The following is a 20169-nucleotide window of genomic DNA, read 5'->3' as shown; positions in this document are numbered from 1 at the left end:
AGGGGTGGCAAAGCGGAATGTGTGGATCTCCGTAACCCGGGAGCCGTCCGCGCTGTTGCACAGCCCGCGGGTCCACCCCTGCGGAACGTCCCCGCGAGGCCCGCGCGATGGACCTGCGAGGCCCGCGCGACGGGGGCCGCAAGGCGCCCCGCGGTGCCCCGTGTGCCCCTACGGTGAATGGAGTCCGATGCCGCAACTGACCGACGAGGACGTGACGGAGGACACGGGCGCCGGCCCGGCCGCACCCGAGGACCAGGCCCCGGCCGCGAAGCCGGGCACGTGGATGACCCCGGAGGAGTACGGGGCCTCCCGCGCCGCGCTCTGGACCGGCGCGGTCGTCCTCGTCACCGATGCCGACGGGCGGGTCCTCGTCCAGAGCGTCGACTACCGCCCCGACCGGCTGCTGCCCGGCGGCGCCGTGGACGCCGGCGAGGCGCCGGCCGCGGCGGCCGCCCGCGAGATGTACGAGGAGCTGGGCGTCGAGGGCCGCTACCCGCGCGGCCTCGCCGTCGACTGGATCCCGGCCGACGCGCCCGGCATGCCGGCCGGGATGCGGTTCCCCGGCGAGATCCTGCACGTCTTCGACGGCGGCACCTGGACCCGGGACCGCATCGACTCCGTCCGCCTCCCCGCGCAGGAGATCACCGGCATCCACTTCGCCGAGCCCGCCGAGCTGCCCGCCCTGATGGACGCGGGCGACGCCCGCCGCGCCCTGTCCGCCCTGCGGGCCCGGATCAACGGCGGCGGCGCCGCCCTGCTGGAGGACGGCCGTCCCACCACCCCCACCGCCCTGGACCGGCTCGGCGTCCTGCGCAGCCGCCGCGTCCCCCTGCACGGCACCTGGCACCCGGGTCGGGCCCCCGCGCACCTGGCGCCGCGGGATCCCGCCGGCTGGCTCTTCGCCCCCGACGGGCGGGTCCTCCTGCTCATCGCCCGAGCGACCGGCGCCGCCCACCTTCCGCCCCCGGCGGCGGCCCGGACCGCGGCCGCGCTCCCGCTCGGGTACCGGTACGCCGACCAGGGCGCCCACCCGCGCACCGCGGCCCGGCTCACGGCGCTGCCACCGGGCCCGGACCCGGCGTACGCCCGGCTGCTGGCCACCCCCGAACAGGTCCGCGAACTCAGCGACTGGGGTCCGGCGGGCCACGAGGAACTCGCGGCCGTCCACAGCGCCCGCGCCCGCCTCTCCCTCCCGTCGCCGCCCCGAACCCCGCCGACGGAACTCCCGGCGGAGGGCTGCCACTGGTGAGCGCAGAGCGGCTCAATCCCCGGTCCGCGGGCCCCGGTCCCGCAGCATGAGGGGATGAGCGAGACTGCGATCACCTACACCGTGTACGTCCAGGCCGACCCCGCGCGGGTGTGGCAGGCCCTGACCGAGCCCGCGTTCACCCGCCGCTACTGGGGGCTCGACTTCGAGACCGACTGGCGGGTGGGCTCGACGATGGACTGGGTGGAGCGCGGGGCGCGGACGAGCGATCCGGAGCAGGTGGTGCTGGAGTGCGTACCGGAGCGGCTGCTCTCCTACACCTGGCACACCTTCACCCCGCAGTGGGCCGCCTCCGCGGGCATCGGCGAGGAACTGCGCGCCGAGCTGGCCCGCGAGCGGCGCACGAAGGTGACGTACGAGATCGAGCCGGTCGGTGACACGCTCGCGCGGCTCACGATCCTCCACGAGGACTTCGAACCGGGCGGCACCCTCATCGGCATGTGCGGGCGCGCCTGGCCGATGCTGGCGTCCAGCCTCAAGACCCTCCTGGAGACCGGTGCCCCGCTCCCCGAGCAGGGGCACGCGAACGACCAGGGCTCCGGCGGGTACGAGAGCCACGGGGGCTGAGCGCGGGGCTCAGGTGCGTGACGGGACGGTGCAGCTCGGCTGTCCGTCGGGGATGGCCTTGCTGTCGTCGTACGGGTCGACCACCGGCCACGGCCGCTGGGCGGCGGCCGCCTCCCTGGAGAAGTAGGGGTGGACGAAGCCGTCGACCGTGCCGCAGTCGTGGTTGCCGAGCTGCCGGCGGTACCCGGCCGGGACCAGCTTCCCGGCCGTCGTGCCGGGGGAGTCGGCCGCGGCGTAGAGCAGCACGAGCTGCCTGCGTACGACGACCCGTGCGACCTCCTCCGTGCCCGGCGCGGGCCCCGGCTCCGCGTGCGGGGCCACGCGCCGCACGGCGTAGACGAAGGTGTAGTCGGCGTGGATCCTGAGCTGCCCCGGATTCCCGCCGGCTTCGAAGGACATCCGGCCGCGCACCCTGATGCCTCCCCGGGCCGGTGTGAGCCGGGCGGGGTCGAAGCGGGTGAACAGCTCAGTGGGGTCGGCGTCCGGGAGACCGGGCTCGCGCAGGTGCGCCGTCAGCTCGGCGCGGGCGGGCTGCTGCGGATCGAGCAGTTCCAAGGCCTCGGCGGGCCATGCGCCCCGGAGCACCTCCGGATCCAGATTGGCCGCGACCACGAACTCCCGGGCCCGGAGCAGTCCGTCGGAGACCTTCGCCTTCGGGATCGAACCGACCGCCGTGGCCTCGGGCAGCGGGAGCTCATCCTTCTCGGTCGCCCAGGTACGGGCGGGGGAACCGCGCAGCGGCAGGCTCGTGGTGGCCGGCCAGGCATCGGGCCAGGCCTGCTCGTCGAGCGCGGCGGCGTAGGGCTTGCCGTCGGTCCGCTCGTCCGGGGCGGTCACCAGCCACGCGGTGACGCCGGCGAGCGCCAGGGCGGCGACGGCTCCGACGGCCAGGCGGCCGACGCGCCGTCGGCGCCCGTGGGCCTGCCAGGCCGCCTCGCGGTCCTGGTCCCGGGCCTGGTCCTGGCTTTGGCTCTGGCGCTGGTCCTGGTCCTGGTCCTGGCTCTGGCTCTGGTCCTGGACCGGATCCTGGCCGCCCGCGCGCAGTCGCGTGACGAATTCCGCCGGCTCCGTCATATGAGGCCCCCGCCCGTTTTCTTGGTTCCGGCCCATCTCACAGGGCGTCACCGAGGCGGCACAACCCGGACCGAGATCACGTAACAGTCCTGTGACCTGCGCAGATGTGGACCGGTAGCCCCCGATGACCCCGTCGTCGCCGTCCGCTAGGGGCTTGATGCCACCCTGACAACGTGGCGTTCACCGGTGTCGTGTGGAATGGCCGCATGGGGAGAAGCGAGTACCAGATACGCCCGGGCGGCCCGGAGAGCCGGACCGAGGGAACGGCGGGCGCGGTGGCGGTGAACCAGCCGTCCGAGCACTGGCGCTATGCCCGGCACCTGGAGTCCCTGGCAGCCGTCTCCGGTCAGCCCGCGGAAGCCGAGGCCGTGGCCGCCGTACTGCGCGATCCGGACCTGGTGATGGCCGAGAGCGCGGTGGTCACGCACCTCGACCGGCGGGCGGCCGGGCTGCTGGCCGACGAGGCCTTTCCGGCCTGGGCACAGGCCCTCGGAGCAGTCCTCGGCGGCCGCACCTTCGCCACCCGCCGGCTGCGCGAGTGGACCCTGCTGAAGGCCGTCACGCGGGGCGAGCCCTGGTCCGCGGCGGACCTCCTCGCCGCCTCCGACTGGTGTCAGCGCACGGCGGCCCAGTCCCTGCACGCGGACGAGGCCCTACGCCTGCTCGCCGCGGGCGCCCGGACCCGCCGGGTCCGCAACGCGGCGGCCCAGCGCCTGCTGCGGCGAGCCGCTTGACCTCGTAACCCCGCTTTGACGCGCGGGAGGGCCGGAACCGCATCCGCGGTCCCGGCCCTCCCGTCGTGCTGCTTCGTGCCGCGCCGTACTACTTCGTGCCGCGCCGCACCCGCGCCGCCGCGCGGGCCTCGGCGGCCTGCCGGGCCTCGATGGTCTTGCGGGACTCCTTGCCCTTGCCCGGCCGCCCGGGCCGGGTGCCGATCCCGCGGAAGCCGAGGTCCGAGCCCGAGGGCCGGCCCTTGGCGTCGGTGGCCGCGGCGCCGGCCAGCGGCACGCCGGACGGGGCCTTCGCGCCGGTGATGCGGCTTAGCGCGGCCTCGCCGGAGCGGACCTGGGTGATGGTCGGCCGGATCTTCGCGTCGGCCATCAGCCGGACGATGTCGCGCCGCTGGTTCGGGGTGACCAGGGTGACGACCTTGCCGGATTCACCGGCCCGCGCCGTGCGGCCGCCCCGGTGCAGGTAGTCCTTGCTGTCGGCCGGCGGGTCCACGTTGACCACGAGGTCGAGGTCCTCGATGTGGATGCCGCGCGCGGCGACGTTGGTCGCGACCAGGACGTTCAGCAGGCCGTCCTTGAACTGCCCGAGCGTCCGGGTGCGCTGCGGCTGCGACTTCCCGCTGTGCAGCCCCTCCGCCCGTACGCCCATGGCCCGCAAGTGCTTCACGAACTGGTCGACCCCGTGCTTGGTGTCCAGGAACATCAGCACCCGGCCCTCGCGCGCCGCGATCTCGGTCGCCGCCGAGACCTTGTCGGCCGCGTGGATGTGCAGCACGTGGTGGTCCATCGTGGACACCGAGGCGGACTGCGGGTCCACGGAGTGCCCGACCGGGTCCTTCAGGTACCGCTGGACGAGCTGGTCCACGTTGCGGTCCAGCGTGGCAGAGAACAGCATCCGCTGGCCGGCGTGGTGGCACTGGTCGAGGATCTCGGTGACCTGCGGCATGAAGCCCATGTCGCACATCTGGTCGGCCTCGTCGAGGACCACGGTCTTCACGCGCTCCAGGTGCACGTCGCGCCGCCCGATGAGGTCGCTGAGCCGCCCCGGGGTGGCCACCACGATCTCGGCGCCGGTGCGCAGCGCGCCCGTCTGCTTGCCGATCGACAGGCCGCCGACGACCGTGGCCATCCGCAGCTTCAGGGCCTGCGCGTACGGGGACAGGGCCTCGGTCACCTGCTGCGCCAGCTCGCGGGTTGGTACGAGGACCAGCGCGAGCGGCCGCTTCGGATCGGCCTGCTGACCCGCAGTACGGGCCAGCATGGCCAGGCCGAAGGCGAGCGTCTTGCCCGAGCCGGTCCGCCCGCGGCCGAGGATGTCGCGGCCCGCCAGGGAGTTGGGGAGGGTCGCCGCCTGGATGGGGAACGGCTTCGCCACCCCCTGGTCGGCCATCGTCTTCACCAGCTCAGGGGGCAGGCCGAGCTCCGAGAAGGACTCCACCGGCGGCAGCGCCGGCGTGGTCGTCCGGGGCATTGAGTACTCGCCCTGGGGGCCGAGGGTCCGCGGGGTCTTTCCGCCGCCCTTCGCACCGCCCTTCGGGCTGGCCTTCGCTCCGGCCTTGATGCCGAAGCGCCCATGAGCCGACGGGTTCTTCATGCAGAACCTTCCGTGAGACGTACAAGATGTTCGGAGTGCGACGCGCGCATCACCGCGCGAACGTCGCCAAAAGGCAAATTTTACCATCGGGGTTACGGGGCCGGCGGCCCCAGTTCCCCGGCCCGTACCCGGTCCAGATGGGCGGTGACCTCGGCCGTCGCCCGCCCGAACCAGTCGGCGATGACGGCGATCTCGTCCGGGGTGTACTCGGCGAACACCGCGCCGAGCCGGGCGTAGAAGGGCTCGTAGACGGCGAAGATCCGCGCGGCGGCGGCCGGCTCCGCGACCACCCGGACCCGGCGCCGGTCGGCGGGGTCGGGCTGCCGGCTCGCATATCCGGCGCGCTCCAGACGGTTGAGCACCCCGGTCACCGCGCCGGTGGTGAGGTTGGTCAGCTCGGCGAGGTCGCCCGCGCCGAGCGGGTCCTTCCCGGCGCCCAGGATGTGGCCGAGGCAGGTCAGGTCGGTGACGTTCAGCCCCAGGAGCTGCGCCACCTCCTGCTGGCCGACGATGCCGAGGGCGACGTACCGGTCCATGCGCGACAGCGCTTCCTGGACCGTGGCCGCGGGGCGGGGCTTGCCCTGCACGCGGTTACTCCTTAGCATCTAAGTTACTTAGCTCGTGAGATAAATGGCTTTCTCCGTAAGAGGCTTCCTCCGTAAGAGAGCGCCATTCGAGCCTACTGAACCGACGAACCAGGGGAGAACGATGAGCGCTCACGGCCACGTGGACCTCGGCCACACGGTGGCGGGCTGGACCGGCACCGCGATCGCGCTGGTGGGAAGCACGGCGGCGGGCGCGGCCCTGTGCGCCTCCTGGACCCCCGGCGTCTGGATCGGCCTGGGGGTCGTCCTCGCGTCGGGGGTCACCACCTGGCTGCTGCACCTGGCCGGCTGGGGCAAGCCGAGCGGTCCCCGGCCGGAGAGCCAGTGGGACTGGCGGGTCCGCGACACCGTCGCGCACACCGGCCACGCCGACTGCCTCGGCTGCCGGGTCAGCGGGCCGCGGCGAGGTGCCGCAGCAGTCCCTGGGCCTCGATCCGCCGCGTCGTTGCCCGCTGGGGATAGCACCGCATGAACATCCGGGTGAAGTGCTCCCCGTAGTGGATCACCGCGGCCTCCGTGCCGTCCCCGCCGTGCTGGGCCCGCGCCGGGTCGAGGGGGCGGATCCGGGCGCCGAAGCGCGGCCCGTGGAAGTAGGCGAGGGCGTACCGCTCCCGGTCCGCGAGCCGCACCCGGTGCGGGGTGGACAGCAGTGCGCCGCCGGTCATGAACTGGAGGATGTCCCCGGGGAACACCGTCAGCACCCGCGCCACGGGCCGTACGGGGGTCCAGCCGGGCCGGTCCTCGGCAAAGCCCGCCGTGCTCTCGCCCGGCAGCCAGTTGCGCGGGCGGTGCTCGCCCGGCACCGGAGGCCGTACAAAGAGCCCGCCGACCTCGTCCTGGGCGGCGATGACCAGGAGCCCGTAGTCGGTGTGGGCGCCGATCCCGCGCTCCGCGGTCCGCTCGGCGCCGGGGAAGCGCAGCACCCGCATGTGGTGCCAGCCGTCGCGGGTCAGCCCCGCGAGGCGGTCGATGCCGGCCGGTCCGAGGCCGAGCCCGAGGGCCACGAGCCGCAGCAGCCGCTGGCCGAGCCCGCCGACGCCCGCGAGGTAGGCCTTCATGGCCGCGCGGTAGCCGGGGGAGGGCCAGGGGACCGGGCCGTGGCAGGGCAGGCCGGCGGCCGCTGCCGGAGGGATGTCGGGGGTGATGGTGAAGATCTCCGAGGCGTCCGGCCGGCCTGCCGTCACCTCCTCGCCCGAGGCGATGTACCCGCTGTACGAGGTGTCGTCGACGCACGCAGCCTTCTCCGCCGCGGGCCGGGCGAAGAACCGCCGGCTCGCCGCCAGCGCGGCCCGCGTGCGGGCCTCCTGCCGCGCGTCGGCGGCCACTTGGAAGATCCCGTCGCGCTGCCAGGCGCGGACCATCGCCCCGCCGAGCATGGTGTCCGCCGTGGTTCCCGTGATCCGAGCCGGCACCCGGAACGTCGCGAGCTCGCCCATGTCCGTCCCCTCTCGAAGACTCCTTCGGAGCGCCCCGCCGAGAGCCCTTTCCAGGGCCCTTGCGAAGGCCTGCTCCCCCGTTTCACGGACGGGGCGGAGGAAAGTTCGAATATCCGGATGCACCCCGGTTGGCCGCGCTTGGCGTGTGCTCGAGCCGATCAATGGGCAGGATCGGGTCCGGCCGCGTGTGCGGCCGGTGGAACGTTGTGAAGGATCAGTACAGATGGCAACTGGCACCGTGAAGTGGTTCAACTCGGAGAAGGGGTTCGGGTTCATCCAGCAGGACGACGGCGGTCCCGACGTGTTCGTGCACTTCTCCGCCATCCAGAGCACCGGCTTCAAGGAGCTGGCGGAGGGCGCGAAGGTCGAGTACAGCACGACGCAGGGGCCGAAGGGGCCCCAGGCGGAGCAGGTGGTCGTCATCGGCTAGCGCCGCTTCACGAGCCCAGCCCGTGACGTGAGCCCCGCCGGATCTTCAGGCGGGGCTCACGCACGTCCCGGGCGGACGGGTAGCGTGGGCCGGATGATGACCGGCACGCCGGACACCCGGCTGATCGTGCTCCGCGGCAACTCCGCCGCGGGCAAGTCCTCCGTGGCGGAGGGCATCCGCGACCGCCACGGCCGGGGCCTCGCGCTCGTGGGCCAGGACAACCTGCGCCGGGTCGTCCTGCGCGAGCGGGACACGCCCGGCGCGGCGAACATCGGGCTCATCGGAAGCGTGGCGCGCTACGCGCTCGACCACGGCTTCCACGTGATCGTCGAGGGGATCCTCTACGCGGATCGCTACGGCCCCATGCTCGACGCGCTGCGCCGGGCCCACCGCGGGCCGACGCACTTCTACTACCTCGACGTGCCGTTCGAGGAGACCCTGCGACGGCACGCGGGCAAGCCGCAGGCCGACGCGTACGGCGAGGCGGAGATGCGCGAGTGGTACCGGCCGCTCGACCTGCTCCCCGGCGACTGGGAGAGCGTCATCGAGGCGGAGCACTCGCTGGAGGACACCGTCGCCCGGGTCATGGCCGAAGTCGGACTGGCCGTGGAGGGCGGGCCTACCGGCCAGTAGACGTGGGCGAACCGGGCGCGTCGGCCCAGCAACCCCGCACGTCCGTTCGCCGTTGCGGGTACCGGTCGGACTGAGTGTCACGGCGACGGCGCTGGCCGTCTTGATGACCGTCTCGACGGTGTACGGAGCCGAGGGCGCCTTAGCCGCCCCCGCCCCCGCGGCCGACAGGGCGAAGCAGGCCGAGGAGGCCGCGCAGTCTGCTGCGGACATACCGTCCGCCCGGGTGGCCGCGCGTCTGTACAAGCACCGCGTGGAGGCGCTCTCGGAGCGCTCCGAGACGTCGACGACGTGGGCGAACCCGGACGGATCCTTGACCGCCGAGGTCGCGGCCGGCCCGATCCGCTTCAAGGACGCGGCCACGGGCCAGTGGCGCGACGTCGATGTGAACCTCACAGCGACGCCCGACGGTTCGGTCGCTTCCAAGGCCCATCCGCAGGGCCTGCGCCTGTCGGGCAAGACGGGTGAGAGGGCCCGGTCGCTGGCGGCGGCGCAGTCCGCGGCCGCGACCGACCTGGTCACCCTGGGCTCGGGGGACGAGGCGATCACCCTCCAGTGGCGTGGCGGTCTGCCCGCCCCGAAGCTGGACGGCACCCGGGCGACCTACGAGGACACCGCGACCGGTGCGGTGACCCGCAACGTCGCCACCGCGGGCGGCCTGACCACCACCAGCAAGACGGGGGACGTCGTCCTGCACCTGACGACGATCCAGGGCTCCGTGGCCGTCCAGCTCCCGCTGAACCTCTCCCAGGCACCCGTGGCCCTGGACAGCGACGAGTACGGCAAGCCCCGCACGGGGCAGGCCGCCGCCCGCTACGGCTGGCTGGGCGCGCACCAGCGCTCCAGCGAGAGGCCGAGCGCGCTGGTCCTGATGGGCGCCCGTCTCTACGACCCGTCCACCGGCCGCTTTCTCTCCTCGGACCCGGTCTACGGCGGTAGCGCGAACGCGTACGAGTACGCCAACGCCGACCCGGTCAACCAGCAGGACCTGGACGGGTAGAGCGCCAAGTCCTGGCGCAAGAAGCTCATCGAGGCCAAGGCGTGCATCTACTTCGGCGCGCGAGCGGCGCTTTCTGGGCGAACCTCTACTACTACGCACGCGTCTACATCTCCAAGGGCTACCTGCGCACGAGTTAGGGAGAGAACCCTTTGAACACGGCACATTCCCCGCGTCGCGGGCTGTTCCTGGGCCTGGCCATCACCGTCGGCTGCCTGACCGGCCTCGCCCTGCTCGCGGGGTCGGCGTACCTGCTCCTCTACGGGTCGGAGGGCTCGTGCGAGGAGAAGCAGGCGGTCGCGCGCACGGCCCAGGTCTCGACCGCGGCGCCCGCCGCCGCGGCCGGTACCACGCTCGTGCCGGAACCGACCAGTGTCGAGTGCATGGACGACAGCGGCGAGCCCTGGGTCGCCGCGTACAGCACCTACGCGTACGACACGGACGCCCCGTCGTTGGCCACCCGCTACTGGGACACCGCGAGTGAAGAAGGATGGAAAGCGGTCGGCCGCCGGGCGGAAGCCCCGGACAGGTTCCGGAGCGGTTTCGGCATGTGCTTCCAGAAGGAGGTGGCAGGCGGGCCCGCCCAGCTCATGGTGCGGGCCGACGGGCCGGGACGGTTCGTCGTGACCGTGTCATCGGCACTGGACGGATCCGAGATCTCTTGCTGAACCGCTGAACCGCTGAACCGCTGACAGCGCGAGAGGCGCCCGGGGGGCCGATGGCCCGCCGGGCGCCTTTTCGCGTCCCTGCCCGTCGATTTTCCGGGGATCACCCCGCCCGGTGCAGGGCGGTGAGGAGCGGCCAGATCCGGTCCGCCAGTTCGGCCGGGTCCGCCAGGTCCGCGGGCAGGTCGCCGTGCAGCCAGTCCGCGAGCACGGCGGTGAAGGTGGCGGCCACGGCCGAAGCCACCAGCTCGGGGCGCGGGGCGCCCACCGCGGCGCGCTCCGCGCGGCTGCGGGCGCGCAGTTCCCGGTACAGGCGTTCGCCGAGCGGGCCGCCGCCGCCCGGCAGGAGCAGGGTGCGGTAGAGCGGGGCCCGGTCGGCCGCGCCGCCGAGGAAGGCGGCCAGCGCGGCCGGGGGGCGGGCCGGGGGAGGCGCCGTGGGATCCGTCTGCCAGGCGTGCAGGGCGTCGACCGCCGCGTGCACGACGTCGGCGCACGCGTCCACCGCGAGCGCGGTGAGGTCCTCGTAGTGCAGGTAGAACGTGGCCCGGCCGACGCCGGCCCGTCGGACCACCGCCGAGACGCTGACCCCGGCCAGCGGCCGGTCCGCGCATGCGGCGAGGAGGCTCTCGCGCAGCCGGGCCTTGGTGCGGGCGGTGCGGGGGTCGGTGCGGGGGGCGGTGCCGGCATCCGCGGGGGCGTCCCCGCCCGCTCCGGCGGGCGGCCGCGTGCGCTCGCCGGAGGTCATCCCGCGAGCAGCGCCGCGCCCAGGGCGAGGGCGCCGGGCAGGGCCTGGGCGATGAGGATGCGGCGGTTGGCGGTCGCGGCCCCGTACACCCCGGCGACGATCACGCAGACGAGGAAGAAGATCTGCGTGGCGAGCGAGTCGATGACGAGGGACCAGACCAGGCCGGCGGCGAGGAACCCGTTGTAGAGGCCCTGGTTGGCGGCGAGCGGGGCGGTCAGGCGGGCCGTGTCGGCGTCGAAGCCGGACAGGGCGCGGCCGGGCGGCCGCTGCCACAGGAACATCTCCAGGACCAGGAAGTACGCGTGCAGCGCGGCGACGAGGCCGATGAGGATCGTTGCGACCGTGTGCACGGCCACCTCCCTGGGGGCGGGGTGAGCGGAGAGCGGCCTCTCCGACTTCCTGGACAACTGTACGGGAAGTCGCGTCGCGGCCGGCGGTCCCCGGCGCGGCTACGCTGACCGCATGACTGCGCTCGTATATGAAGACTTCGCCCCCGGACGCCACCGCGAGGCCACGCTGATCCGGCACGCCCTCGGCAGCGTGCACGAAGAGGCCCTGGTCGCGGGCCTGGCGGGCGGTATCGGCTTCATGTACTTCGTGTTCGAGTACGCGGGCCATCCGCCGATGCCGACGATCGTCGCCCAGGCCCACCCCGACCCCTGGGTGCAGGTCGCCCTGGGCCGCCTGCGCATCCCGTACGAGGCCACTCGCAGCGCCAAGCCGCGCTGGAACCGGGTCGAGGCCGCGCTCGACGCCGGGGCCCCGGTGTTCTGCACCGTCGACCGGTCGGCCCTGCCCTGGCACGGCTCCGCCCCGATGGCAGAGCTGGCCGCCGCCGATCCGTACGTGGTGGTCGTGGTCGGCTACGAGGGGGACACCTACTACGTCGACGACCCGGCGGCAGGTCTGGACGGGGCCGGGGGGCCGTACGCGATCGGCCGGGAGGAGTTCGGCGCGGCCTGGTCCGGGCACAAGAAGGGCCGCCACCAGATGGTGGTGACCACCGGGAAGCCCGCCGGCGAACCCGACCTGGACGCGGCGATCGCCGCCACGGTCTCCCGTCTCACCGGGCCCGTCCTCGGCAACCACTTCGACGTCAACTTCGGCTTCTCCGGCATGGAGAAGTTCGCCGCGCAGCTGCGCGACACCAGCACCAAGACGGGCTGGGAGCGCCGCTTCGCCACCCCCGAGGCCTTCGGTCTGGGCACCCAGAGGCTGTACGCCTGCCTGGAGGAGGAGTGGACCGCCCCGGGCGCCACCCGGCCGCTGTACGCGGACTTCCTCGACCTCGCCGGGCACGGGGACGCGGCCGAGCTCTTCCGCGACTCCGGGCGGCAGTGGTCGCGGCTCGCGGAGCTGGCCCGTACGGCCGACCCCGAGGCGGACGCCGCGGGACGGCGGGCGCTCTTCGACGCCTGCGCCGAGCTGGTGGACGGCGCCCTGGCGCTTGAGCGGCGGGCGGTCGAACCGCTGCCGCAGGCGGCGCCCGGCGAGTGAGGGCGGTGTGGGACCGCGTCAAAAGTTGAGTCGCTCAATTTTTGACGCGGTGAAACCCCTGGGCGTACGGTGGACAAACCGTCCCCGAGCACCCCTAAGGCCCTGTACCGCGCATGGAAATGACCCTCGTCTCGATCGTGGGCGTCAGCAGCATCGTCGCCGTCGCCGCCTTCTCGAAGCGGCTCGGCCTCGCCGCCCCGCTGAGCCTGGTGGTCGTCGGCATCGCCCTGAGCTTCGTACCGGGCGTGCCGGCGCTCGCCATCGAGCCGGAGTGGGTCCTCGCGGGCGTGCTGCCACCCCTGCTCTATTCGACGGCCGTGAACATGCCCGCGTCGGACTTCCGCCGCAACATCAAGGCGATCAGCGGTCTCGCGGTCCTGCTCGTGGCCGTCACCACCCTCGGGGCGGGCTGGCTCTTCCACTGGCTCATGCCCGGCCTCGGCTGGCCCGCCGCCTTCGCCCTCGGCGCCGTGGTCAGCCCCACCGACGCGGTCGCCGCGACCTCCATGGGCAAACAGCTCGGCCTCCCGTCACGGCTGCTGACCATGCTGGAGGGCGAGGGACTCGTCAACGACGCCTCCGCCCTGGTGCTGCTGCGCTCCGCGATCGCGGCCATGGCGGGAACCGTCTCCCTGGCCGGGGTCGCCGCGAACTTCCTCTTCTCCGTGGCCCTCGCCACCGCCGTCGGCCTCGTCGTGGGCCTGGTCAACGTCCGGGTCCGGGCGCTGCTCAAGGACAGCCTGCTGAACACGGCGATCTCCTTCGTCGTGCCCTTCGTCGCCTTCCTGCCGGCCGAGGAGTTCCACGCCTCCGGGGTCCTCGCGGTGGTCGTCGCCGGGCTGGTCACCGGCCACCAGGCGCCGCGCTTCCTCAGCGCCCAGGACCGGCTGGCCGAGGCCATGAACTGGCGCACCCTCGCCTTCCTGCTCGAAAGCGCGATCTTCCTCCTGATGGGCCTCGGCCTGAAGGGCCTCCTCGACGAGGTCGCCGCGGACGGGCTCAGCGCCTGGCGCGCCCTGTTCATCGGCCTCGCGGCCGCCGCCCTGGTGATCGTGGCGCGCGTGGTGTTCGTCGCCCCGCTCATCGCCTCGCTGCGCAAGGACGCGCAGCGGGCCGCCGAGAAGAAGCCCCGGCTCGACTGGCTGATGGACCGGCTCGGTGCCCCGGAGTCCGAGCAGCAGGCCAATCCGCTGCGGCCGCGCAGGGAGCTGACGCCCCGCCGCAGGGAGCAGATGAAGGAGCGCGTCACCCGGGCCTCGGCCGACGCCGACTTCAAGGTCAACGAGAGCCTCGGCTGGCGCAGCGGCGTGGCCCTGGCCTGGGCCGGGATGCGCGGGGCGATCACCGTCGCCGCGGCCCAGACCCTGCCCGAGGACACCCCGTACCGCCCGCAGTTGCTGCTCATCGCCTTCGTGGTCGCCACCACCACCCTGTTGCTCCAGGGCCTGACCCTGCCCGCCGTCATCCGGTCGGTGAAGATCTCCGGCGACGATCCGGTCCGCTTCAGGGAGGAGTACGCGCGCCTGCTCGACGAAGTCGCCGCCGCCGGGCGGGCCGCCCTGGAAGGGCCGGGCCTCGTCCAGGCCGACGGAAGCCCGTACGCGCCGGAGATCCTCGCCAAGGTCCGCGAGGACGCCCGGCTGGACCGCGAGGACGGGGACGGGAGCGTCCCCGTGTTCGACGGCGCGCGCGAGCAGTACGTGGACCTGCGGCTCGGCGTGATCGCGGCCTCGCGGGACGCGGTACTGGCCGCCCGCTCGACCGGGATCTACAGTTCGCAGGCCATCAACCAGGCCCAGCAGGGGCTGGACCTGGACGAGGCCCTGTTCCAGCGCCTGGGCGCCGCCACCCGGCACTGAGCCGGCGTGGCCCGCTCAGAGGTGGGCGTCGAGGAACACCCGGAACTCCTCGGCCGTCATCGGCCCGGCCCGGGTCGCCAGCACCTCGCCGCCCGCGATGAGGAGGGCGGTCGGGGCCCCGGTCACCTCGTACCGCTTGGTCTGGGCGGGGCAGCGGGTGATGTCCACGCGCACCGCCGTCAGCCGGGTCCCGTACTCCTGGGCCAGTGCGGCGACGACCGTGTCCATCGCGCGGCAGGGCTCCAGGGCCTTCGGCCAGCTCCCGCAGAAGTAGGCGAGCACGGGCCCGTCCGTCATGCCGAGGATGAAGTCGAACTCCTGGTCCTCCAGAGGCTGGTGTACCCGACGTGCCATGGATGGTGCTCCGCTTCGTGTGCCGTGCGATCCGAACGGCTCCCATCATCGCCGCTCGGCCCCGGGGCAGGCGCCGCCGCCGGCCGGGGGCGTTGTCAGTGCCGTCTGTGAAGCTGACCGGTATGGACGACAGGATGCTCCGGCGCCGGGTCTACGGCGCCGACCACGACGACCCCGACCCGGGTCCGCTCCCGGGGCACGCCTACGGAGAGCTCGTGGGCGGTCCCCTCGACGGACTGCTCCTCGACATCACGGGCTGGAGCGTTCCGCAGCTCGACGAAGAGGCCCGGCTGCCCACGGAGATAGGGCGTTACGGGCCCGGCGGCCGGGCCCACTACCGCCGCCGCGCCGCCGATCCCGGGCACTGGGACTGGACGGGCGACAGCCGATAGTGCTGTGGCCGGAAAGGTTTGCCGGGTCGCGGTGTCCGGTGCGGTGCATCGCAAGGCGGAGGACCGCGACTCGTACTGGACGTGCCGTCATGGTCCGACAACGCGGCGAGGTGCCGTGCCGGGCGCCGTGACACGGTGAACCTTTCCGGTCACAGCACTAGCCCGCCGCGTTCCGGCCGACCTTGCGGGCCCACAGCACCAGCGGGACCTGGAGCGGCAGCCGGCCCAGGGCCACGGCCCGCAGGGCGGGGGAGCGGTGGCGGGCGTCGGCGGCCATCTTGACGTTGGCGGGGAACACGCCGACGAAGAACGCCGCCGTCGCCAGCGCCGCGACCCGGCGGGTGCGCGGGTGGGCCACCCCGGCCGCCAGCACGAGCTCCGCCACGCCGCTCGCGTACGTCCACTGGCGCGGGGTGCCGGGCAGCGAGCGCGGCACGATCGCGTCGAACTGCTTGGGGGCGACGGCGTGCGCCACCGCCGCGCCCGCCAGCAGGCCGGCGAGCAGGAGCGGCGAGGAAGGTATGCGCGGCATCGAGGGATCCTCTCGGAGGGGCCTGGGCCCGGCGATCCTACTCGTCGGTAGCTCGGTGTGGGGCAGTGCCCGGAATCTCCGCCACCGCGCGCGTCCCGAAAATCTCCGAAGATTTTTCCGGGAAGCTGTCGATCCCGGCGTCTCCTGTTCGACGCAGGGGTGAGAGGCGGGGAAAGCCCCCGTCCTCCACCACCGAGGAGTCACCATGCCGCGCTTCCTTTCGCTGATCCGCATCGACGAGAAGAACCTCACCCCCGACACCCCCTTCCCGGCCGACTTCAACGACCGCATGGGCGCCCTGATGGAGGAGATCACCAAAGCGGGTGTCATGCTCGACACCGCCGGTCTGCTCCCCACGTCGGAGGGGACCCGGGTCACCTGGTCCGGCGGAAAGCTCAGCTACACCGACGGTCCCTTCACCGAGACCAAGGAGGTCGTCGGCGGGTACGCCCTCATGCAGTGCAAGGACAAGGATGAGGCGCTGGAGTGGACCAAGCGCTTCCTGGAGATCCACCCCGAGAACTGGACGGTCGGCGCCGAGCTCCGCCAGCTCGACGGAAGCTGACGGCCGGATCCGCCCGGCGCCGGTTGCCCTGCCGTTTGCCCTGCCTCGTCACGGCTGCTCTGATGGGTAGCCGTGACGGCAGTGAGTACGACCCGAGCGGTCGAAGCGGTGTTCAGGATCGAGTCCGCGCGGATCATCGCGGGCGTCGCCCGGATCGTGCGCGACGTCGGCATCGCCGAGGAGATCACCCAGGACGCGCTGGTCGCGGCGCTGGAGCAGTGGCCGGCTTCCGGCGTGCCCGACAAGCCGGGGGCCTGGCTGATGGCCACCGCCAAGCACCAGGCCATCGACCTGGTCCGCCGCAAGGAGACCTACGCGCGCAAGCTCGCCGAAGTGGGCCGCACCCTCGAGGACGTGCCGCCTCCCGAGGAGGAGGCCGTGCTCACGGACCCCGAGTCCATCGACGACGACCTGCTGCGGCTGATCTTCACCGCCTGCCACCCCGTCCTCGCCACCGATGCCCGGATCGCGCTGACCCTGCGGCTGATGGGCGGCCTGACCACCCAGGAGATCGCCCGCGCCTTCCTCTGCCCCGAGCCGACCGTCGCCCAGCGGATCGTCCGGGCGAAGCGGGCGCTCGCGAAGGCGGGAGTGCCTTTCGAGGTCCCGTACGGGGCCGACCGCGACGAGCGCCTCGCCTCCGTGCTGGAGGTCATCTACCTCGTCTTCAACGAGGGCTACTCGGCCACGGCCGGCGACGATCTCGTCCGCCCCGCCCTGTGCGAGGACGCCCTGCGCCTCGCCCGGGTCCTGGCCGGCCTGATGCCCGGGGAGCCCGAGGTGCACGGTCTGGCGGCGCTGCTGGAGTTCCAGGCCTCGCGCATCGTCACCCGCACCGGCCCGGACGGGGAGCCGGTGCTCCTCGCCGACCAGAACCGCTCCCAGTGGAACCGCCTGCTGATCCGGCGCGGAGTCGAAGCCCTGCACCGGGCGGGCACCGGCCCCTACTCCCTCCAGGCCGCCATCGCCGGCTGTCACGCCGACGCCGTCCGCTACGAGGACACCGACTGGCGCACGATCGCCGCCCTCTACGGGCGGCTCGTCCTGCTGATCCCGTCACCGGTGATCGAACTCAACCGGGCCGTCGCCGTCTCGATGGCCGAGGGCCCGGCGGCAGCGCTCCCCCTGGTCGACGCCCTGACGGCGGAACCGGCCCTGCGCTCCTACCATTTGCTGCCGAGCGTACGAGGAGACCTGCTGGAGCGGCTCGGCCGCCCGGCAGAGGCCCGCGCGGAGTTCGAACGCGCCGCCTCGCTCACCCGCAACGCCCGGGAGCAGACCCTGCTGCGCGCCCGCGCGGCCCGCCTCTGAGATCCGCGGTCGGGAGGCGCGGCCCGGATCAGCCGCGGCGGGCGAAGGCCGCCACATCGAGCGGGGTCCGCCGCGCCGGCCGCCGCGGCGGGGTCAGCGCGATGGGGCGGCGGAACGAGCCGTGGCGGGCGATCTCCCGGACCGTCTCGCGCAGGGCGTCCAGGAAACCGTCCATGGTGCGGCGGGCGGCGGGGGTGTCCGAGTAGATCGAGTTCATGTGCAGCCCGTCCGCGTCCCGCTGGAACCAGGAGCAGGCACCGTTGGCCTGCGCCGACCACACGTGGGAGGTGGGCCGCCAGTCCTCGTGGCGCTCGGCGCCCGGGCACTTGCGCATGTCGATGTACGAGAAGAAGTTCACCGGGTACGGCCAGGAACGGGCGGCGAACTCGCGGGGCGCGAGCAGTTCCCAGGCCCGCACGAACGGCACGTCGAGGTGGCCGATCATCTCGTTGAAACCGGCCCGCACGGAGGCCATGACCTGCTCGAAGTCCCGGCCGGGCGAGGCGTCGAACTCGATGGGCATGGTGTTGACGAACCAGCCGACCGAGTTGCCCCACCCGGCCCGGCCGCGCTCGCTCACCGGCATGAACCCCCGGTAGACCCCCGGCCCGCCCGCCTCGCGCAGACAGACCGCGACGGCGGCGAGCACGCCCATGAACGGCTTGCCGTCCACCGCCAGGCACGCCTTCTCGAAGACCTCCGCCTCGGCGGCGTCCAGCAGCGGGGAGGCCTCGTTCACGATCGCGTACATCCGGTTCGGCTCCACACCCAGTTCGAGCGGGAAGCGCGGGAAGAACTCGCCACCGCCGCTGGCCATGAACTCCTTCCAGTAGCCGAGCCGTTCGTCGTCCGCGTCGATGGAGAGGTAGCGGCCGCGCTGCTCCTCGGCGAAGTCGAGATAGCTCGGCGCGGGCGCCGGATCCGGCAACTCCCCGCGGCGCAGCGCCTCGTAGCCCTTCTCGACCTCCTGGACCACGATCGGCATCGACATGCCGTCGCAGACGATGTGGTCGAAGGCCAGGTAGACGGTCGCCGAATCCTCGCGCAGGACGGCGCCCATCGTGAACAACGGCCAGGACAGCGTGTCGATGCTCCGCTTGAACCGCTCCACCAGGAAGCCGGTCAGTTCCTCGGTGCGGTCGAATTCGGCGACCTGGACGGTGTCCAGGGCCAGTTCGGCGGCGGGGATCGGCGCGCACGCCAACTCCCCGGCCAGCCGCCGGAACTCGCAGCGCAGCACCTCGTGGCGGCGTACGAACGCCAGCAGCGAGCCGGTCAGGGCATCCTCGTCCAGCGGGCCCGCGACCTCGAAGGTGACCGCGATCCACGACGCGGTCGGGTCGTCGGCCGCGCGGCTCTCCTCGGCGACGGTGAAGTGCTTGTCCTGGTTGAAGGAGGCCCTCCTGTCCGCCGCGCCGTCCGGACCGGGGGACTGCACCCCGGCCGTGGACCGCAACCGCCACTCGACGACCCGGCCGGGTGCCATGTGGTGCATCTCCAGAGGAAACTGCCGCATTCCGTCATCCCTTCGACCCCCGAGTCAACCCCGAGCGCCTAACGACACCCGGGCCACGGAAGTGACGCGCGCACGGCGGTTCACCGGGAGGCGCGCCGCGCGGACCGGGGGCACGTGCCCGGCGCCCGGTTCCGGCGTACGGTCCCCGCGGGTTCACCGCAGGCGGCGCAGGAGCGCGCGCAGACCCCTCGGGCGCGGGGCATTCTGCTCATCGGCAAGACCGGGCTCATCGGGGAGACCGGGCGCACCGGGGCGATCGGGCGCGCCGGTGCGGTCGGGTTCGTCCGTGCCGATGCTCCCGTCGACGGCGTCCGCGAGGCGCGTCAGGAACGCGCGGAACTCGGCCTCGTCGTAAGGGCGCCGTCCTGGATACGGCTCGAACGCCGACGCGAGCACCGCGCCGGAGGCGACCGCCGCGCGCAGGCCCGCCGCCTGCCGGTGCAGCGGTTCGCCGCTGATGGGACTCACCCGCAGGGCGACCGCGTAACGCCGGACCAGATCGTCGTCGAGCGCCGACCCGTCGCTGTGGAACATGGCGTTGTACAGAATGCCGTTGACCAGTCCGGTCACCCATGGCTCGACCACCACCACAAACCCTTCTTTCTCCCGGCCCGTACTCTGGCAGACTCGGCCCGTGCCCACCGATCCCGTCGTCGTCTGCGAGGTCCCCGACGGCCTCGGTCTCATAGAGGTCACCGGGGACGACGGCGCCAGCCTGCTCCTCCTCGGTGGCCGGCCCGTCGTCCTGGAGGGCGGCGACTGCTGTGGCAGCATCGGCTGGCTGGCCTCCCGCGCCACCGGCCCGGGCGCTCCCACCACCGCGGAGGCCAAGGAGCTCACCGCATGGCTGGCCGCCCCGGAGCTCGCCGTCGACCCGCTCACCGGGAGTTTCCTGCCGCCGGACCCGGAACGGCTGCGGCCCCTGCTCTCCCTCCTCGCCCCCGGCCGTTACGCGATGACCGCAGCCCCGGCCCCGCACCCGCTGCGCCTGGTCCACCCGCGCGCCGGGCACGTCGAGAGCTGGTACGCCGACGAGGAACTCACCCTGCTCACCACCGACCACTGGCCCCCGCCCGACCGGGACGCCGTACGCGGCTACGTGCGGCGGATCCGGGCAGGAGACCGCCCCGCGCTGGTGGCCCTGAGCCCCGCCCAGGACTCCATCGCCGCCTATCTCCTGGACGGCCACCACAAGCTGGAGGCCTACCACCAGGCGCGGATCCAGCCCCTGGTCATCAGTCTCACCCCGATCGACCCTGCGCCCTTCCGGCTCCAGGACTGCGAACCGGTCCGCGAGGTCTTCCCCGGAGAGCCGCTGGTCCGGATGTTCCGCTACATCCGCGAAGCGGCGGACGAGGCGGCCCGGAAACGGCGCACTGGCTGAATGCACCTCCCGGCGTGC

Annotated in this window: 23 protein-coding genes and 1 pseudogene; 14 read left to right on the top strand and 10 right to left on the bottom strand. The window is 73.2% G+C overall.

Going from position 1 to position 20169, the window contains the following annotated elements; all coding sequences use genetic code 11:
* Nucleotides 1-187 precede the first annotated feature (187 nt).
* Together AC061S_RS04305 and AC061S_RS04300 are read left to right on the top strand one after the other, a co-directional pair.
* Nucleotides 188-1249, top strand: coding sequence for an NUDIX domain-containing protein (locus tag AC061S_RS04305; protein WP_478684463.1), 1062 nt, complete (start codon nucleotides 188-190; stop codon nucleotides 1247-1249).
* 54 nt (nucleotides 1250-1303) lie between these two features.
* Complete coding sequence (locus tag AC061S_RS04300) at nucleotides 1304-1834, top strand: SRPBCC family protein (protein WP_478684462.1); 531 nt, start codon at nucleotides 1304-1306, stop codon at nucleotides 1832-1834.
* A 9-nt stretch (nucleotides 1835-1843) separates the two neighbouring features.
* Here AC061S_RS04300 and AC061S_RS04295 read toward each other — a convergent pair whose 3' ends face one another.
* Entirely contained in the window at nucleotides 1844-2908 is a 1065-nt protein-coding gene (locus AC061S_RS04295; RefSeq protein ID WP_478684461.1) for a hypothetical protein, read from the bottom strand.
* Between the two features lie 206 nt (nucleotides 2909-3114).
* Here AC061S_RS04295 and AC061S_RS04290 point away from each other — a divergent pair, with 206 nt between their 5' ends.
* Nucleotides 3115-3642 carry a hypothetical protein gene (locus tag AC061S_RS04290; RefSeq protein ID WP_478684460.1) on the top strand — a complete coding sequence of 176 codons (528 nt, stop codon included), beginning with the start codon at nucleotides 3115-3117 and terminating at the stop codon, nucleotides 3640-3642.
* Between the two features lie 88 nt (nucleotides 3643-3730).
* Here AC061S_RS04290 and AC061S_RS04285 read toward each other — a convergent pair whose 3' ends face one another.
* Together AC061S_RS04285 and AC061S_RS04280 are read right to left on the bottom strand one after the other, a co-directional pair.
* Nucleotides 3731-5233 carry a DEAD/DEAH box helicase gene (locus tag AC061S_RS04285; RefSeq protein ID WP_478684459.1) on the bottom strand — a complete coding sequence of 501 codons (1503 nt, stop codon included), beginning with the start codon at nucleotides 5231-5233 and terminating at the stop codon, nucleotides 3731-3733.
* Nucleotides 5234-5325: 92 nt separating this feature from the next.
* Nucleotides 5326-5820: a MarR family transcriptional regulator gene (locus AC061S_RS04280; RefSeq protein WP_478684458.1), complete on the bottom strand. Its 495-nt coding sequence runs from the start codon at nucleotides 5818-5820 to the stop codon at nucleotides 5326-5328.
* 121 nt (nucleotides 5821-5941) lie between these two features.
* On the opposite strand from AC061S_RS04280, the gene AC061S_RS04275 reads away from it, so the two are divergent.
* Entirely contained in the window at nucleotides 5942-6310 is a 369-nt protein-coding gene (locus AC061S_RS04275) for an HGxxPAAW family protein (RefSeq protein WP_478684457.1), read from the top strand.
* Here AC061S_RS04275 and AC061S_RS04270 read toward each other — a convergent pair.
* Nucleotides 6228-7274: a 2-oxoglutarate and iron-dependent oxygenase domain-containing protein gene (locus tag AC061S_RS04270; protein ID WP_478684456.1), complete on the bottom strand. Its 1047-nt coding sequence runs from the start codon at nucleotides 7272-7274 to the stop codon at nucleotides 6228-6230. The two genes, AC061S_RS04275 and AC061S_RS04270, sit on opposite strands and share 83 nt — an antisense overlap.
* A 223-nt stretch (nucleotides 7275-7497) precedes the next feature.
* On the opposite strand from AC061S_RS04270, the gene AC061S_RS04265 reads away from it, so the two are divergent.
* From AC061S_RS04265 to AC061S_RS04250, 4 genes and pseudogenes are all read left to right on the top strand, one after another.
* Entirely contained in the window at nucleotides 7498-7704 is a 207-nt protein-coding gene (locus AC061S_RS04265; RefSeq protein WP_478684455.1) for a cold-shock protein, read from the top strand.
* Between the two features lie 96 nt (nucleotides 7705-7800).
* Nucleotides 7801-8337 (top strand): AAA family ATPase, encoded by a 537-nt coding sequence (locus AC061S_RS04260; RefSeq protein WP_478684552.1) that lies wholly within the window; start codon nucleotides 7801-7803, stop codon nucleotides 8335-8337.
* A gap of 103 nt (nucleotides 8338-8440) precedes the next feature.
* Nucleotides 8441-9331: pseudogene (locus AC061S_RS04255) on the top strand (RHS repeat-associated core domain-containing protein); the annotation flags it as partial.
* Between the two features lie 152 nt (nucleotides 9332-9483).
* On the top strand, nucleotides 9484-9999 hold the full coding sequence (locus tag AC061S_RS04250; protein ID WP_478684454.1) for a hypothetical protein: 516 nt from the start codon (nucleotides 9484-9486) through the stop codon (nucleotides 9997-9999).
* Between the two features lie 100 nt (nucleotides 10000-10099).
* Here the strand turns inward: AC061S_RS04250 and AC061S_RS04245 are convergent, their stop codons facing one another.
* Nucleotides 10100-10741, bottom strand: coding sequence for a TetR/AcrR family transcriptional regulator (locus AC061S_RS04245; protein ID WP_478684453.1), 642 nt, complete (start codon nucleotides 10739-10741; stop codon nucleotides 10100-10102).
* Complete coding sequence (locus AC061S_RS04240) at nucleotides 10738-11091, bottom strand: DUF1304 domain-containing protein (RefSeq protein ID WP_478684452.1); 354 nt, start codon at nucleotides 11089-11091, stop codon at nucleotides 10738-10740. The genes AC061S_RS04245 and AC061S_RS04240 overlap by 4 nt, the downstream gene beginning before the upstream one ends.
* A 112-nt stretch (nucleotides 11092-11203) precedes the next feature.
* Between AC061S_RS04240 and AC061S_RS04235 the strand changes: the two genes are divergently transcribed.
* Together AC061S_RS04235 and AC061S_RS04230 are read left to right on the top strand one after the other, a co-directional pair.
* A complete protein-coding gene (locus tag AC061S_RS04235; RefSeq protein WP_478684451.1) occupies nucleotides 11204-12238 on the top strand; it encodes a BtrH N-terminal domain-containing protein in 1035 nt (344 codons plus the stop codon).
* Nucleotides 12239-12351: 113 nt separating this feature from the next.
* A complete protein-coding gene (locus AC061S_RS04230) occupies nucleotides 12352-14097 on the top strand; it encodes a cation:proton antiporter (RefSeq protein ID WP_478684450.1) in 1746 nt (581 codons plus the stop codon).
* Nucleotides 14098-14112: 15 nt separating this feature from the next.
* Here the strand turns inward: AC061S_RS04230 and AC061S_RS04225 are convergent, their stop codons facing one another.
* The gene (locus tag AC061S_RS04225; RefSeq protein WP_478684449.1) at nucleotides 14113-14451 is read right to left on the bottom strand and encodes a thioredoxin family protein; all 339 of its coding nucleotides are present in this window, start codon (nucleotides 14449-14451) and stop codon (nucleotides 14113-14115) included.
* A gap of 122 nt (nucleotides 14452-14573) precedes the next feature.
* Between AC061S_RS04225 and AC061S_RS04220 the strand changes: the two genes are divergently transcribed.
* Nucleotides 14574-14843, top strand: a complete 270-nt coding sequence (locus AC061S_RS04220) for a hypothetical protein (protein ID WP_478684448.1) — start codon at nucleotides 14574-14576, stop codon at nucleotides 14841-14843.
* 157 nt (nucleotides 14844-15000) lie between these two features.
* Here AC061S_RS04220 and AC061S_RS04215 read toward each other — a convergent pair whose 3' ends face one another.
* A complete protein-coding gene (locus AC061S_RS04215) occupies nucleotides 15001-15375 on the bottom strand; it encodes a DoxX family protein (protein WP_478684447.1) in 375 nt (124 codons plus the stop codon).
* Nucleotides 15376-15580: 205 nt separating this feature from the next.
* On the opposite strand from AC061S_RS04215, the gene AC061S_RS04210 reads away from it, so the two are divergent.
* Nucleotides 15581-15940 carry a YciI family protein gene (locus AC061S_RS04210; protein WP_478684446.1) on the top strand — a complete coding sequence of 120 codons (360 nt, stop codon included), beginning with the start codon at nucleotides 15581-15583 and terminating at the stop codon, nucleotides 15938-15940.
* A gap of 81 nt (nucleotides 15941-16021) precedes the next feature.
* Entirely contained in the window at nucleotides 16022-17251 is a 1230-nt protein-coding gene (locus AC061S_RS04205; protein ID WP_478684445.1) for an RNA polymerase sigma factor, read from the top strand.
* A 28-nt stretch (nucleotides 17252-17279) separates the two neighbouring features.
* On the opposite strand, the gene AC061S_RS04200 is transcribed toward AC061S_RS04205, so the two are convergent.
* Nucleotides 17280-18767 (bottom strand): condensation domain-containing protein, encoded by a 1488-nt coding sequence (locus AC061S_RS04200; RefSeq protein WP_478684444.1) that lies wholly within the window; start codon nucleotides 18765-18767, stop codon nucleotides 17280-17282.
* Between the two features lie 153 nt (nucleotides 18768-18920).
* Nucleotides 18921-19358: a hypothetical protein gene (locus tag AC061S_RS04195; protein ID WP_478684443.1), complete on the bottom strand. Its 438-nt coding sequence runs from the start codon at nucleotides 19356-19358 to the stop codon at nucleotides 18921-18923.
* Between the two features lie 43 nt (nucleotides 19359-19401).
* Here AC061S_RS04195 and AC061S_RS04190 point away from each other — a divergent pair, with 43 nt between their 5' ends.
* A complete protein-coding gene (locus tag AC061S_RS04190; RefSeq protein WP_478684442.1) occupies nucleotides 19402-20151 on the top strand; it encodes a hypothetical protein in 750 nt (249 codons plus the stop codon).
* The last annotated feature ends 18 nt before the right edge of the window (nucleotides 20152-20169 follow it).

Source organism: Streptomyces sp. CA189 (genome assembly GCF_056428985.1).
Note: the sequence above shows the minus strand (reverse complement) of the source record. Positions and strands in the feature narration are given on the sequence as shown.